Source organism: Microcoleus sp. OTE_8_concoct_300 (genome assembly GCF_031383065.1).
GTDB lineage: Bacteria > Cyanobacteriota > Cyanobacteriia > Cyanobacteriales > Microcoleaceae > Microcoleus.
Genome location: NZ_JANMZH010000585.1, coordinates 1 through 13,482, shown reverse-complemented (window position 1 = coordinate 13,482; position 13,482 = coordinate 1). Strand labels below are relative to the sequence as shown.

Genomic DNA, 13,482 nt, shown 5'->3' with positions numbered 1-13,482 from the left:
CGCGTGGTGAGGTATGGGGGCGAGTCCTATGCCCACGGAGGCCACGGAGCCCTATGCCCGCGAGAACACCTCATGTTACTGAGAAAGGCTATAGCGGTTCTCAAAAAAGTGAGGTATGCCCTATGCCCACGGAGGCCTATGCCCTATGCCCACGGAGGCCTATGCCCATGAGTACCTCATCTTTCGCTCGAAAGGCTATATATATGTCTCCCTACTTTTTAGAATTGGTATAAGTCGTGGAGAGAAAAAAGCTTAGACTTTAGTTCAAGCTCCCAGTAAAAGCTGTGAAGTCAATCTAAAATCTAAAATTTAAACTCTCACATCTCAAATATCAAATTTATTGACCGCTGATTTCGTAAACGATCGCGCCGAAAGATGCCAAACTAGCTAAAATGAGCATCCCGGCTGGCATGAATTTGCGAGTTTTTACAAGCCGTAAAATAAAGACTATTACCAAAACAGCGGAGATGGCTGCTGCTAATGTTAAACCCCAACTTTGTCCCATGAGTTGCGCGATGCCGGCAAAAATTAGCAGCGAACCGCTAATCAGGCCCGAAATTAGCGAGGCTTGGCTTTTGGCCTTGATATAACCCATGATGCCGCCAACGAGTGTTAAAATGCCGTAGCCGATCGCCGCTGCTGTACCTAAGTTCATTTTTAATCCTCCAGATTTCACTCTTTGCATCTAAATTTATACAGCGCGAGCTGCAATTAGTGTCACGAATTGTTAGAAAATTTATTAAACCCAGTCAGGATATCTAACTGTTATACAATTGCCATTATGTCAGCCCTAACTTCTGGTGCGATCGCCCAAATCCGTTACCTGCAGCGCCAAGCAGCATCCCTGCTGCTGTATCAATCGGTTTTCAAAAGCCCTGCTGGTCAAGCCTTTCTCGACTTGCTGCAAGCCCTCCACCACAGCGAAGTCAGCGGTTTAGACTGTCTGACAGCTTACGGCAACTGGTTCAAAGTTCAGGCGGCTAAAAATCAGAACTGGAAAGATTCTCTGATTTGGGAAATACTCAAAAACGAAAACCCCTTTTCTCGCCGAGCACAGCAAACAGATTTTGCGAGTTTGCCCCCCGCTTTGGTGGAAGCAGCCAGACATGATTTACAACTGCTGCAAAATATTTACGACTGCAGCAGCGATCAGTTGAGCAAGTGGGTGCGGGTAGCGGGTCAACTTGACGCTGTGCCTCCGATTTGGCATTCAGAAAGTGTCGAAGAAAATGGCGATTTGCCGCTGCACGGAAAACTGGAAAAATGGTCGAGCGCTACGGAATCTTTGGCAGCTTATTACCGACAGTTTGGCACGGGTTTGTTTGCCGAATATCGCGCTTTTGCGTGGCGAGAAGGGCAGTTGGCGAGTATTTCCCATCCCGATCGCATAACTTTAAAAGAGTTGGTTTGCTGCGATTGGCAGCGGGATGCTCTTGTGAAAAATACGGAGTTTTTGCTGGCAGGTTATCCGGCTTTGCACGTTTTGCTGTACGGGAGCCGCGGTTCGGGCAAGTCTTCTTTGGTGAAGTCGCTGTTAAATGAATTTGGCTCTCGCAATCTGCGCTTGATTGAAGTATCTAAATCCGACTTGCAAGATTTGCCGCTAATTGTGGAGCAGTTGCGGGGAGTTCCTCAAAAGTTTATTATTTTTGTGGACGACCTTTCCTTTGAGGAAGATGACGATGCTTTTAAAGCTCTGAAAGTTGTCTTGGAGGGGAATGTAACGGCAAGGTCTCAAAATGTAGTGGTTTACGCCACATCCAACAGGCGACATTTAATTCGAGAGTTTTTTGACGACAGGCCTCGCCCCCGCGACGGGGATGAAGTTCACTCTTGGGATACTGTGCAGGAAAAACTTTCATTTAGCGATCGATTTGGCTTGACTTTAACTTTTGAACCTGCCGATCAAAACACTTATTTAACAATTGTCCGACATCTGGCAGAACTTGCTGAAATCAAACTCGCTACTGAGGATTTGGAGCACCGCGCTAAAGAATGGGCAACTCGCCACAACGGTAGATCTGGCAGGACGGCGCGGCAGTTTGTTGATTTCCTGAAAGCAGATTTAGCCATTTTTGACAAGTAGATCGTCGGCGCTGGGAGGGGGGGTTTTACTTGACCTATGGGAAGGCAATTCAGGATCTGAATAAACCCGCCATTGCAGCGCCGAAGGGCGAAATAAAAATTCTTAATTTTTTCATAATTTTATTGATAATAAATAACTAACAAGATTTGATATAATTATCAAAATCTCCAAAGAAACCTCCAGAGCCAGAACCTATCCTGACTCCATAAATCCACCACTAAATGAGGAAAATATCATGGGTTTATTTGATAAAGTATCGCAGACTCGCCAAGAAACGGACGTAAGGTTAGGGCCTGCCGAAGCATTTGCGGCGATCGCGCTAATTGCCGTAGCAGCCGACGGTTACATCAATGACAGCGAAAGTAAAGCGATTAGCATGACGCTATCTCGGATGCAACTGTTCCGTAGCTATCCGGATGACGTGATGAGAAAAATGCTCGATCGCCTGCTGATGATTTTGCAACGGCAAGGAGTTGAGGTACTGTTTAATGCGGCTTTGGAAACCCTTCCCGACGAACTTAAAGAAACAGTTTTTGCTGTGACAACTGATATCGCTTTAGCAGATGGCGAGGTTTCAGAAGAAGAAGAACAACTTTTGAACGATCTTTACGGTGCCTTGGGGATTTCCGAAGAAGTGGCCCTCAATATTATAGACGTGATGTTGATTAAGAACAAAGGTTAAGAAATAAGGGGAAGGAGTGAGGAGGGCAAGTTTTACAATATAAAAAATTAGCGCCTACTTACTTAGCTGATAACTTCCCCAAAAGTGTGGCTTTACCGATAAAATGGTTGGTAAAATTCCGATCCAATTTGCGATCGCCCCCTACTACCTCAAATGCCTTTCACTTACCTCCGCACTGTTCACTTTCAAGATACCGATGCTGCTGGAGTCGTTTACTTTGCTAACGTTTTAGCGATGTGCCACGAAGCTTACGAGGCATCTCTAGCAGCATCGGGAGTCAATCTCAAAGCATTTTTCAGCAATCCCGAGGTTGCCTTTCCCATAATTCATGCTAGTGTAGATTTTTATAGCCCAATGTTTGCGGGCGATCGGCTGATGATTCAATTGACGCCGAAACAAGTTACTGGCGATGAATTTGAAATTGCCTATCAAGTATTTTTGGCGGGGGAAGTTGCAGGAAGAAGCGCTGCTAAAGCTCTTACTAAGCACGTCTCCATCGATGCAGTTAGCCGAACTAGAAAACAGCTATCTGAAGACTTGATGCAGTGGATGAGGAAAATTGAAATTTGAGATTTCAGATTCGTTTTATCTTTAAATAATAGCAGGGAATGACAATCCAATTTCAGTTTTGTTGATAATTATTTCTGACTTTTTGATATTATGTCAAATCGCAATTATGCCATTGTCGGCACGGGAGCTTTAGGCGGATTCTACGGTGCTAGACTGCAACAAGCAGGTTTAGAAGTCAATTTTTTGCTACGTAGCGATTACGATCGCGTCAAAAAACACGGTTTGATTGTCGAGTCTCCCGAAGGCGACTTCACCCTCCCCCACGTCCGCGCCTACCACGACGCGCACAAAATGCCTCAGTGCGATGTAGTAATTGTAGCGCTGAAAACAACTCAAAATCACTTGTTGCCCAAAATTTTGCCTCCTTTATTAAAGGATAACGGCGCGGTTTTAATAATGCAAAACGGATTGAATACGGAACCGGAAGTAGCTAAAATTGTCGGTGCAGAACGAGTGGTTGGCGGGCTGTGTTTTCTCTGTTCTTATAAAGTTGGGCCCGGTCACATCTGCCACCTAGATTACGGCACTATCACGCTGGGAGAATATGCCCAAGACTACAAACCCATCGGTATTACTAACAGATTGCAGCTAATTGCTGAGGATTTTAAACGTGCTCATATTCCTATTAAAATGAGCGAAGATTTGCTATTATCAAGGTGGAAAAAGCTGGTATGGAATATTCCTTATAACGGGCTGTCTGTAGTGTTGGATGCGAGAACTGACCAACTGATGGCTAATCCCCATACTCTGATTTTAGTCGAGGAAATCATGGCGGAAGTGGTAGCGGGAGCAAAAAGTTGCGATCGCCTTATTCCCGATCACTTTATCCCACAGATGCTCGAACATACTCTGAAAATGAAGCCTTACCGCACGAGCATGAAAATCGATTATGATGAATCGCGGCCCCTGGAAGTTGAGGCGATTTTTGGTAATCCGATACGGGTGGCGCAGCAAGCAGGTATTAAGTTGCCGCAAATAGAGGTACTTTACCGAATGTTGAAGTTTGTGGACGTTCACAGACAAGAAGCTGAGAGGACGAGGAGGCTGTTAGCTTTGCAGTAATTGGGAATTGGGAATTGGGCATTGGGCATTGGGCATTAGGCGGGGCGGGTTTCTGAGATTTCTCACTGGTGTTGTAGATATTGGTGAACCCGCCCCTACAGGAATTATATCGTTTCCGGTTGCATCGGAATGATTTAACCACAGAGGGCGCAGAGAACGCAGAGGGAGAGAATACAGAGATGAATAATTCCGATGCTACCGGATTTGATATTACTGTCAAATCCTGTTAATACTATTGATTCACCGACGATGACACATCGCAATTTCTTGCAATTGTTCTCGATTGACTTTGCCTTGAGAATTGCGGGGCAAGTGTTCGACGATAACCCAAGATTTCGGCCGCTTAAACTTGCTCAACTTATCTTCTATTGCCACTTGCAGATTTTTGACAGTAACTTCGGAATTAGCGGGAACGTAGATAGCCGTAACGACTTGACCCCAATCTTTGTCTGGCAAGCCAATTACAGCAATATCCGCAACTAAATTAGTCGATCGCACAACGGCTTCGACTTCCGCCGGAAATACATTTTCTCCGCCTGTTATAATTTTGTCGCTGCTGCGTCCGACTATATTTAAGCAGTTATTTTTATCAAAAAATCCCAAATCATCTAATTGCAAATATTGCCCCTCGCCAAATTGTTCAGGATAATAACCCAACGCCAAAGATTTAGCATTAATTGCAATATTTCCGATTTTATTATTGCACAAAATATCGCCTTTTGCACTGCGAATAGTTATTTTAGCATGGGGTAAAGTTTGACCGGAACTGTTATTGCCCGCGAGAAAATCTTCTGGTTTGAGTGTAGCAATTTGCGAGGCGGTTTCTGTCATGCCGTAACTTGGCGCTAATTTGATTTGATAGTTTCTAGCTGTTTCTAAAAGTTCCGGCCAAGCGGGAGCACCGCCCAAAAGTACAGCCCGAAACCGTCGAAGCCAATTAGCTGTATCTGGGTTTTGCAGCAGCCGTTGCAGTTGAGTTGGAACTAAAGAAATGAAAAATTCTTCTGGTTCGATATCGCATTTTTCGCCTGCTTCTAGTGCTTTGAACGACCCAATTGCCAGTTTTCCCGCCGTCGTAAACGAACGCATGAATTGCATTAAACCGCTGACGTGGTATAATGGCAAAACGCAGAACGAGTTGATTTTGTCAACTTGAAAATATTGTTGAAAACCTTGTACTGATGCGGTTAGTGTGTCCCAAGTGTGGATGGCAAAACGGATTTTTCCTGAAGAACCCCCGGTGGGAATCATGATCGTAGTTAATTGGTCAATTTCCAGGAATTCCGGCGAATGGAATTCGCTAGCAATGCGATCGCACGAACGAAGTCCGGCTGCGCGGAATGTAAGAAAAGGGAATCTTTGTTCTAACTCAGCAACTTGTCCCAAAATTAGGTCTGGTTGGACTAAATCAAAGACTTGTTGCCATTCGGGTTTTACCCAGTTGGGATTGCAGAGAAAAATCGGGCATTTGGCGACGTGGGCGGCGGTGAAACTGGCCAGAAATTGTACGGGTTCGGGTTCTGCGAGGCAAATTTTTGGGGGTGTTTCTCGTGCTTGATTTTGGGTGATTTCTTGAAATAGCCGATCGACAATTCGGGAAAATTCGCGACTGTCACAACCGATGAGCCAATTATCGGGCAAGCGATCCGCGAGATCGAGAATATTTACTGTTAGATTTGTTGCCATAGATGCTTTCACCAAGTTTCTGGATCTAAAACAATTACAGTCGTGGACGCACTTCGACTCATAAACCGGATTTTTTACCTTGGGTGTCCGCTGCAACCTGTGTATTTTCGCCCATCAACCCGGTTTCTGAACCCCCAAGAGTAATCTAAAATCTAAAATCTAAAATCTAAAATCGAATCATTGTCGTCGAACCAGCAATCGGTGCCGAAGCCTAATGCTCTATTATTTGGAGACAATTCTCTTGCTAAACTTAATGCTGCTTGTCTGCCGATTTTGGTTTCAAATACTGATGAAAAAACTGCATCTATATTGTGAGTCTGACAAAATTTTCGCAGTTGGGATGGAGAACCGCATATCGCAGGTTTAATGACGAAAATTCCCCGCCAGCCTTGGCTGTAGCACTCTTGGATGCGATCGAGGTTGGCTGCGGATTCGTCTAGGGCGATCGCAGTTGCATAAATAGCATTCAATTCTACCATTTCCTGAAACTGTGTTACGGGCAGCGGCTGTTCCAAAAATTCAATCTCTGCGGAAAAGTCGGGAGTTGCATTTACCTTGTCGCAAGCTTCCAGCCATGTTTTAGCCTGCGAGTAACTAAGTCCCCCGTTGGCATCTAACCGCAAAAATGCCGATTCTCGATCGCACAAATTGTGCATCACTTGGATTAGCTGCTGAAAAATCTTTAATTCTTGTTCAATTGCAGCAACACCAATTTTCCATTTAAACGTCCGATATCCCTCTAACCAAAGCACTTGCAAAGCCTGCAAAGCTGTTTCACCTGCTGGCAATAAACCGCTGTACTGACTCAGCCTCTTCTCCTCGTTCCCAGGCTCTGCCTGGGAATGCTTTCCAAGCGGCTCTGCCGCGTGTAAAATAGAGGCTCTTCCTCCTAATATGCGTTCCCCAGCAGAGCCTACGAACGAGTTTGACAAGTTTGATAGTGCTGACTCAAAGCCAAATTGACAAGCCGACAATTCAGGGGAAATAGCGAAAATCATCTCTGATGAAAGATTAGCTGGCAACTGGTAACAAAAATCTGAAGCTTGCTCAAAACTTTCGGAACCAAACCAACTCAAAGGGGCAATTTCTCCCCACCCAATTCGATTATTTTCTCCCACAAGTCGCAGGATAATTCCCGATCGAATATCCCAGATGCCGTGACTTGTTCGCAATGGACGCTTAAACTTTCGCTGATAAGTGCGAAACTCGAATTGATACAGCATTTGTTTTTTAGTTAATCATAAAATTGTCTCAATTTATCAATTGTATTGATATTTTTGGCGCAAGTCTTATTAATTATAAAATTCTCTCACAACTGCGACAAACTTATCAATATTTTCAAAATGGATATTATGACCAGCTTTTGGTACAATTTCCAGACTAGCAGTCGGACACAAGCTGGCCATTTCGGTATTTAGAGTTGTAAATTTATCATCATATTCTCCCGCTAGCAAGAGGAGAGGGATTTGATTTTGGGCCAGTTTTCCCCAGAGAGAGGGCTGGTTGCCGGTTCCCATATTGCGGAGCGATTTGGCTAACTCTAAGGGATTATTTGCTAAGCGGGTTTCTATGAGTTTGTCGAAGTTGGGAGAGTTTTTTAAAGATTTGAATAAAGGGCGATCGTACCAGTTTAATAAAAAATCTTTAATGTTGCTATTTTCCAGCTTTTGTGCTATCTGTGAATCGGCTTGCAGGCGGTGCGATCGCTCTTTTTCTGTCTTCAATCCTGGCGAAGCTGACTCTAACACTACTTTCTCGAATCTTTCTGGAAAATGTAATGTCATGTAAAGTGCCAATCGGCCGCCCATTGAATAGCCCAACAACAAACATTTGTCTATTTGTAAATCATCTAATAACTCTATTAATGCTTTGGCTGTATTTGACATATTGTAGCAAGTTTCACCGCCGTTGACTTTGGTTTTTCCGTGACCGGGAAGGTCAACTGCTAGACAGCAATAACTTTTAGAAAGTAAGGAAATGATGGAATTAAAGTCTTGACAATCGCAGGTAAATCCGTGGAGAAATAAAATTAATGGCTGATTTTTATGACCACTTAGGGAATAGTGAAAGTGATAATTTTTTTTAAATTTATCCATATACAATTATTAGTATAATTACCGTATTTACTGAAATCTAATTTCTGCATCGCTAACAGAGATTACTGCCTGAAAAAAAGTGAGAAAGTCCATACCAATAAGACCGTCTATGCGGAGATTTGGCGGTATATCGTGGGCAACTATCTCAAAACTTTCTATTAGTTGACCCACGCAATTAAACCAAGATACATTAATTACAGGAACATAGATTCTTCCTTGACCTGTAACTAATTCTTGCCTGCGTAAAGGATTGCGCGTATCATAACCCAGATTTTGTAATACTTGAACTGGCAATATTGTGAAGCTAGAGCCCGTATCTACCAATAAACGCACCCGCACAAAATCGCCCCCTTCTCTACTGCCAACAGTTGCTTGCACGGCTAGCAAATTTTGGCCATAACGCAACAAACGGTAAACTTTCTGATAAGCTGGCATTTTCGTTACAACATAACTGCTATGTTATCAGGTATCGAGCCAGTATACTCTATTGCGACAGATTTTCCCTTTCTTAATGAAAGCTTACTGTAAATTTCATCGCGTTCTGTTGCATGGGCTAAAACTTCACCTCGAATCACGCTGAATTCTTCATCTAATTCAGGATTGACGATGAGTACCCACTCATCAGGATAGAGGCTAAAAATTTCTTCTAAACTCATAATTGGGTCGATTTCTGTTTGCGTACTCATGCTTAGATTCTCCTTTTTTACGATTCAATGTGAGGTACGGATTGCTGAATTAAAGAAGATTTTGAGAAGTCGCGCAACTGGGCAAACTCGCCCAACTCCCTCAGCTTAGCAAACCATACCTCCAGTTTACCGGGATTTTTGATTAGCCACTCTACAAAGCAAAGCCCAACGCCAGCAGCAATCCGCTCGAAAAATGCAGCGTAACTGCGATAAACTTAGAGTTGCTGACACGAGCAGGTTGGTCGTGATAGTCTGCGACATGGCGGCAAAGGTCGATCGCAAATGACAAACTCCCAAAAATCAACAGCGTCCAAATTGGGAACATTCCCAAAGCCACAAATAGCACAGTCAAAGCATAAACGCTGCCGCACAACCACTGCAACAACTCGGCACCTTTTTTCGTACCCAGTCGAACAATCGGCGATTTTTTACCCGCCGCCAAATCGTCCGCAATTTGATGAAAATGGGAACAAAATAAGATAATACTCGTAGTAATTCCCACGATTACCGAAGCCGCCAAATTAGTTGCAGACCAAGTTTGAGTCTGACTGTAATAAGCAGCGGCCAAGGCTAGCGGCCCAAAGGTGAAAAAGCAGATGATTTCGCCCAAACCCTGATAGCCAAGACGAAACGGAGGCCCTTGATAAGTGTAGCCGAGAGCACAGCATAAAACTACTAGCAAAATTACTGTTGGGTCTTTTTGCCACCAGCTTATGGCGCAGATTCCCGACACTCCGACTGCTAAAAATAGATTTGCCAGCCAGAAAATTAAAGCTTTATTTCCGGTTAAGTTAACTAGGGAATGCGCTTTGTTTTTATCGATGCCTGTTTCCGAGTCAAATACATCATTGCTGAGATTCAACCATGCTATAATCAAAATGGCTGACATTAAAAATGTCGAAAAAATTGACGAATTAATCGTTTTAGTTTCGGCAAAAGCAATGGCAGTTCCTACTGAAATAGGAATAACGGCAACGCTGTACATGGGCGGCTTGATTGCCGCTAGCCACAATTTACTATTTGGATGTTCAATTAACTTTGTTGTCATTACACAAACTTGATGCAATTGATAGCAGCTTAGTGATTTTACAATGTTATTGGTGAATAATGTTTACTCGGTATAAGGTTGAGTGCGTGCGGGGCATCCGTTGAGAGGCTGTGAAGGCGATCGAAAGTCTGAAGTAGCCCGTCTGCAAACCTTTGTAGGGGCGATCGCATGAGAGTCGAGATTTAGTTGCTCAATCTTAAAGTTTTATGTATAAATGTTTCGCTAGATGGCGCGATAGTCTGTTTTCGCCCCGCTGCTGAGCCCAAACTTTCCGGGAAACTCGAAAGGTCATGTTTTGCGATCGCCCTCCCGTGCTTAGATCGAAATAGGGGTTTTAGCCGGACAAACCCACACTCTATCTGACAAATCTGCTATTCTCGCTTTCATGACAGTAATACCGCACCGCGCTAATCTCTTGCAAGACCGCAATCAACTGCATCAGTTTCTGTTAAATTGCCAGCAGTCTTTAACCGAAAAAGATCGCACAAAAATAGTTAGTATTTCTCAGGAAATTTACCCCCTCGATCCGCTAGCTGTACTGCAAGAGATTGCCGAACCTTGTCAGCGGCACTTTTACTTTGAAAAAAGAGACCCTATTTCAGGCAAAAGTTTTGCGATCGCCGCCCTAGATTCAGCCACCCATCTAACAGTAGCAGGAACCGAGCGATTTGCCCTCGCTCAAAATTTTATTCAATCTTGTCTTGCCCGAACAATTACCATCGGTACGGAACGCTTGCCCTTCAGCGGACCGCACTTTTTTTGTAGCTTTGCTTTTTTCGATGAGAATGTCGCCACCAGTTCTTACTTTCCACCAGGAACCATATTTTTACCCAAATGGCAGATTACTCGCCTCAAAGATAGCTGTACAATAGTCGCTAATGCCATTATAAACAAAGATATAAATGTTAAAAAACTTACGGAAAATATTTGGCAAAAATTTGAGAAATTTGAGTCTCATAAATACCAAAAAATCACGACAAGTAGCAAAAATTCGATATCTTTAAAACAAATCCCTGTGAATGATTCCGCTCAATTTAAAACATCAGTCAAATCTGCTTTAAAATTGATTGAGTCTCAATATTTCAGTAAAATTGTTTTGTCCCAAGCAATAAATGTCCTTTCCCAAACCCCTTTTAGTTTAATAGATTCCTTAAATAACTTGCGCCTCACTTATCCAGGCTGCTACGTCTTTTCGACCAGTAACGGCAAAGGTCAAAATTTTATCGGTGCCAGTCCAGAACGCTTAATCAGCATTGACAACAATCACTTAGTAACAGATGCTTTAGCAGGTTCCGCACCGCGGGGGAAAACTGAAGTAGAAGATGCGAATTTAGGCAAAGGTTTACTCAACAGCGAAAAGGATCTTCGAGAACATCAAGTTGTGATTGATTTTATTGTCGATCGCCTGTCTAAACTCGGTATCAATCCCGACTTTTCCCCGATTCCCAGGCTGCTGCAACTGTCAAATATTCAGCATTTGTGGACACCCATAAGGGCTCGAATTCCCCGTGATATTCATTTATTAAAGATTTTAGCTCAACTGCATCCAACCCCAGCGGTAGCGGGCGTGCCGAGAGATATTGCCCTAGAACAAATTCGCGACTGCGAAAGCTGCGATCGCTCTTTGTACGGAGCACCCATCGGCTGGATCGATCGCACCGGCAACGGCGAATTTGCCGTGGGCATTCGATCGGCTTTAATCGACGGCGATCGGGCTATACTGTATGCTGGTGCTGGTATTGTGGCGGGTTCGGAACCCGAGAAAGAACTAGCAGAAATTCAGCTCAAATTACAAGCACTTTTAAATGCTTTAGTCTAATTCAGCTACTTTGCCGAATGTAGAGTTGTCTGGCTAATTAATTGAGTCTGTGTTAACGTTTAATTTTCATATCAAATCCGTTAGCATCGTCCTGTATTCATCTCTCTGTTCTCTGACTCTGCGTTAAGAGCGTTCTCTGCGGTTTAATCATTCCAATGCAACCGGAATTGATATCACCTCCTCAAAATGTTCTACTATGGGAAAAGGATCGTAAAAATGGTGAAGCATTCTTTTCCACTCTTGATATTCAGCAGACCTCCTAAATCTAATTGTATGAGCTTCTAAATTTTCCCATCTCACCAATAATAGATATTTTCCTTGAACTTCTGTGCAGCGATGAAGTTCGTGAGATAAATATCCATCTATAGACGCTATCAGACTGGAGGCTTCTCTAAAAGCTATCTCAAAATCACCCTCACAGCCCGATTTGACATTCAGCACAACCGCCTCAAGAATCATAAAAATGTATCCTGACAATTATTTCGGTATAATATCGTAGCACAATACAGAGTTGAGCTACTCAGCTTTAGCAATGCCAATAGATTTTCGCAATACAAACACCGTCTGGGCTTCCGTATTAGCAGAGACATTGCAACGATTGGGATTAACTACAGCCGTGATTTGTCCCGGTTCGCGATCGGCACCATTAACAATAGCTTTTGCCCAGAACAACAAAATAGAAACTATTCCCATACTCGATGAACGTTCAGCCAGCTTTTTTGCATTAGGGATTGCCCAAAAATCCGGTTTACCCGCCGCACTAATTTGCACATCAGGAACCGCCGCCGCCAACTTTTATCCTGCGATAATAGAAGCCAGAGAAAGTCGAATTCCCCTGCTAATATTCACAGCCGATCGACCTCCAGAACTGCGGGACTGTCACGCCGGACAAGCGATCGACCAAGTTAAAATATACGGCAATTATCCGAACTGGCAAGCCGAATTAGCGATACCTTCTGCGTCCATAGGAATGCTAGACTATCTGCGGCAGACGGTAATGTATGCTATTGAGCGATCGATCTTTCCAACGAAGGGCCCCGTCCACCTCAACATCCCCTTTCGCGACCCGCTTGTACCCGTTCGGGACCTAGCTGTAGAAGCTTTAGAAACACAATTCAATCCCGAACATTTTTTTGCAGGATTAGAACCAATTTTTGCAGGAGAAAGCTCTACCCCCCCCAGCCCTCCCTTGTTAAGGGCGGAAGAAGAAAGTACAATGCAACAATGGCACAAGTGCAGCAAAGGGATAATTATTGCAGGCGTTTCCCAGCCTCAATTTGCCGAAAAATACTGTAGTGCGATCGCCCAAATTTCCCAATTATTAAACTGGCCAGTTTTAGCAGAAGGACTATCCCCAGTCCGAAACTACGCCCAACTAAACCCCCATCTAATTTCCACCTACGATTTAATCCTGCGAAACCGCGAACTAGCAGATAAATTAACCCCAGAAATCGCCATTCAAATCGGAGACTTACCCACAAGCAAAGAACTGCGAAACTGGTTAGATAAAACCCAACCAAAACGATATATAATCGACCCCAGCCACCACAACTTCGATCCGCTACATGGCAAAACAATTCACCTGCGAACCTCCGTAGAAAATCTCGCAACTATATTAACTCTTGCCCCCCCCCTTAACAAGGGCGAGTCAACTCTTGTCCCCCCCCTTAATAAAGGCGAGTCAACTCTTGTCCCCCCCCTTAATAAAGGCGAGTCAACTCTTGTCCCCCCCCTTAACAAGGGGGGG

The 13,482-nt window shown here is 43.9% G+C and carries 14 protein-coding genes; 6 read left to right on the top strand and 8 right to left on the bottom strand.

From position 1 onward, the window contains the following. Positions 1 to 337 precede the first annotated feature (337 nt). Positions 338 to 655 (bottom strand): TMEM14 family protein, encoded by a 318-nt coding sequence (locus ACUVJL_RS26985; RefSeq protein ID WP_445248654.1) that lies wholly within the window; start codon positions 653 to 655, stop codon positions 338 to 340. Positions 656 to 781: 126 nt separating this feature from the next. On the opposite strand from ACUVJL_RS26985, the gene ACUVJL_RS26980 reads away from it, so the two are divergent. From ACUVJL_RS26980 to ACUVJL_RS26965, 4 genes are all read left to right on the top strand, one after another. Continuing rightward, positions 782 to 2,086, top strand: a complete 1,305-nt coding sequence (locus ACUVJL_RS26980) for an ATP-binding protein (protein ID WP_445248653.1) — start codon at positions 782 to 784, stop codon at positions 2,084 to 2,086. A 235-nt stretch (positions 2,087 to 2,321) separates the two neighbouring features. Next, a complete protein-coding gene (locus ACUVJL_RS26975; protein WP_445248652.1) occupies positions 2,322 to 2,768 on the top strand; it encodes a tellurite resistance TerB family protein in 447 nt (148 codons plus the stop codon). 153 nt (positions 2,769 to 2,921) lie between these two features. Continuing rightward, on the top strand, positions 2,922 to 3,338 hold the full coding sequence (locus tag ACUVJL_RS26970; protein ID WP_445248651.1) for an acyl-CoA thioesterase: 417 nt from the start codon (positions 2,922 to 2,924) through the stop codon (positions 3,336 to 3,338). A gap of 90 nt (positions 3,339 to 3,428) precedes the next feature. After that, positions 3,429 to 4,400: a putative 2-dehydropantoate 2-reductase gene (locus ACUVJL_RS26965; RefSeq protein WP_445248650.1), complete on the top strand. Its 972-nt coding sequence runs from the start codon at positions 3,429 to 3,431 to the stop codon at positions 4,398 to 4,400. Positions 4,401 to 4,640: 240 nt separating this feature from the next. On the opposite strand, the gene ACUVJL_RS26960 is transcribed toward ACUVJL_RS26965, so the two are convergent. The 6 genes from ACUVJL_RS26960 to menA form a co-directional block, all read right to left on the bottom strand. Continuing rightward, positions 4,641 to 6,086, bottom strand: a complete 1,446-nt coding sequence (locus ACUVJL_RS26960) for a 2-succinylbenzoate--CoA ligase (protein ID WP_445248649.1) — start codon at positions 6,084 to 6,086, stop codon at positions 4,641 to 4,643. Between the two features lie 152 nt (positions 6,087 to 6,238). Next, complete coding sequence (locus ACUVJL_RS26955) at positions 6,239 to 7,309, bottom strand: o-succinylbenzoate synthase (protein ID WP_445248648.1); 1,071 nt, start codon at positions 7,307 to 7,309, stop codon at positions 6,239 to 6,241. 69 nt (positions 7,310 to 7,378) lie between these two features. Further along, a complete protein-coding gene (gene menH, locus ACUVJL_RS26950; protein ID WP_445248647.1) occupies positions 7,379 to 8,182 on the bottom strand; it encodes a 2-succinyl-6-hydroxy-2,4-cyclohexadiene-1-carboxylate synthase in 804 nt (267 codons plus the stop codon). Positions 8,183 to 8,209: 27 nt separating this feature from the next. Continuing rightward, a complete protein-coding gene (locus ACUVJL_RS26945; RefSeq protein ID WP_445248646.1) occupies positions 8,210 to 8,617 on the bottom strand; it encodes an aspartyl protease family protein in 408 nt (135 codons plus the stop codon). 5 nt (positions 8,618 to 8,622) lie between these two features. Further along, positions 8,623 to 8,868 carry a hypothetical protein gene (locus ACUVJL_RS26940; protein ID WP_445248645.1) on the bottom strand — a complete coding sequence of 82 codons (246 nt, stop codon included), beginning with the start codon at positions 8,866 to 8,868 and terminating at the stop codon, positions 8,623 to 8,625. Between the two features lie 151 nt (positions 8,869 to 9,019). Beyond that, positions 9,020 to 9,916, bottom strand: coding sequence for a 2-carboxy-1,4-naphthoquinone phytyltransferase (gene menA / locus ACUVJL_RS26935; RefSeq protein WP_445248644.1), 897 nt, complete (start codon positions 9,914 to 9,916; stop codon positions 9,020 to 9,022). A gap of 385 nt (positions 9,917 to 10,301) precedes the next feature. On the opposite strand from menA, the gene ACUVJL_RS26930 reads away from it, so the two are divergent. Then, complete coding sequence (locus ACUVJL_RS26930) at positions 10,302 to 11,735, top strand: isochorismate synthase (RefSeq protein ID WP_445248643.1); 1,434 nt, start codon at positions 10,302 to 10,304, stop codon at positions 11,733 to 11,735. 147 nt (positions 11,736 to 11,882) lie between these two features. Here the strand turns inward: ACUVJL_RS26930 and ACUVJL_RS26925 are convergent, their stop codons facing one another. Next, a complete protein-coding gene (locus ACUVJL_RS26925; RefSeq protein ID WP_445248642.1) occupies positions 11,883 to 12,194 on the bottom strand; it encodes an antibiotic biosynthesis monooxygenase family protein in 312 nt (103 codons plus the stop codon). A 73-nt stretch (positions 12,195 to 12,267) separates the two neighbouring features. On the opposite strand from ACUVJL_RS26925, the gene menD reads away from it, so the two are divergent. Next, positions 12,268 to 13,482: 2-succinyl-5-enolpyruvyl-6-hydroxy-3-cyclohexene-1-carboxylic-acid synthase (menD, locus tag ACUVJL_RS26920; RefSeq protein ID WP_445248641.1), on the top strand; the 1,215-nt coding region annotated here is incomplete at its 3' end.

Coding starts and splice junctions, on each gene's coding strand:
- ACUVJL_RS26985 (WP_445248654.1), bottom strand. CDS start 655: ATGAACTTAGGTACAGCAGCGGCGATCGGCTACGGCATTTTAACACTC.
- ACUVJL_RS26980 (WP_445248653.1), top strand. CDS start 782: ATGTCAGCCCTAACTTCTGGTGCGATCGCCCAAATCCGTTACCTGCAG.
- ACUVJL_RS26975 (WP_445248652.1), top strand. CDS start 2,322: ATGGGTTTATTTGATAAAGTATCGCAGACTCGCCAAGAAACGGACGTA.
- ACUVJL_RS26970 (WP_445248651.1), top strand. CDS start 2,922: ATGCCTTTCACTTACCTCCGCACTGTTCACTTTCAAGATACCGATGCT.
- ACUVJL_RS26965 (WP_445248650.1), top strand. CDS start 3,429: ATGTCAAATCGCAATTATGCCATTGTCGGCACGGGAGCTTTAGGCGGA.
- ACUVJL_RS26960 (WP_445248649.1), bottom strand. CDS start 6,086: ATGGCAACAAATCTAACAGTAAATATTCTCGATCTCGCGGATCGCTTG.
- ACUVJL_RS26955 (WP_445248648.1), bottom strand. CDS start 7,309: ATGCTGTATCAATTCGAGTTTCGCACTTATCAGCGAAAGTTTAAGCGT.
- menH (WP_445248647.1), bottom strand. CDS start 8,182: ATGGATAAATTTAAAAAAAATTATCACTTTCACTATTCCCTAAGTGGT.
- ACUVJL_RS26945 (WP_445248646.1), bottom strand. CDS start 8,617: ATGCCAGCTTATCAGAAAGTTTACCGTTTGTTGCGTTATGGCCAAAAT.
- ACUVJL_RS26940 (WP_445248645.1), bottom strand. CDS start 8,868: ATGAGTACGCAAACAGAAATCGACCCAATTATGAGTTTAGAAGAAATT.
- menA (WP_445248644.1), bottom strand. CDS start 9,916: ATGACAACAAAGTTAATTGAACATCCAAATAGTAAATTGTGGCTAGCG.
- ACUVJL_RS26930 (WP_445248643.1), top strand. CDS start 10,302: ATGACAGTAATACCGCACCGCGCTAATCTCTTGCAAGACCGCAATCAA.
- ACUVJL_RS26925 (WP_445248642.1), bottom strand. CDS start 12,194: ATGATTCTTGAGGCGGTTGTGCTGAATGTCAAATCGGGCTGTGAGGGT.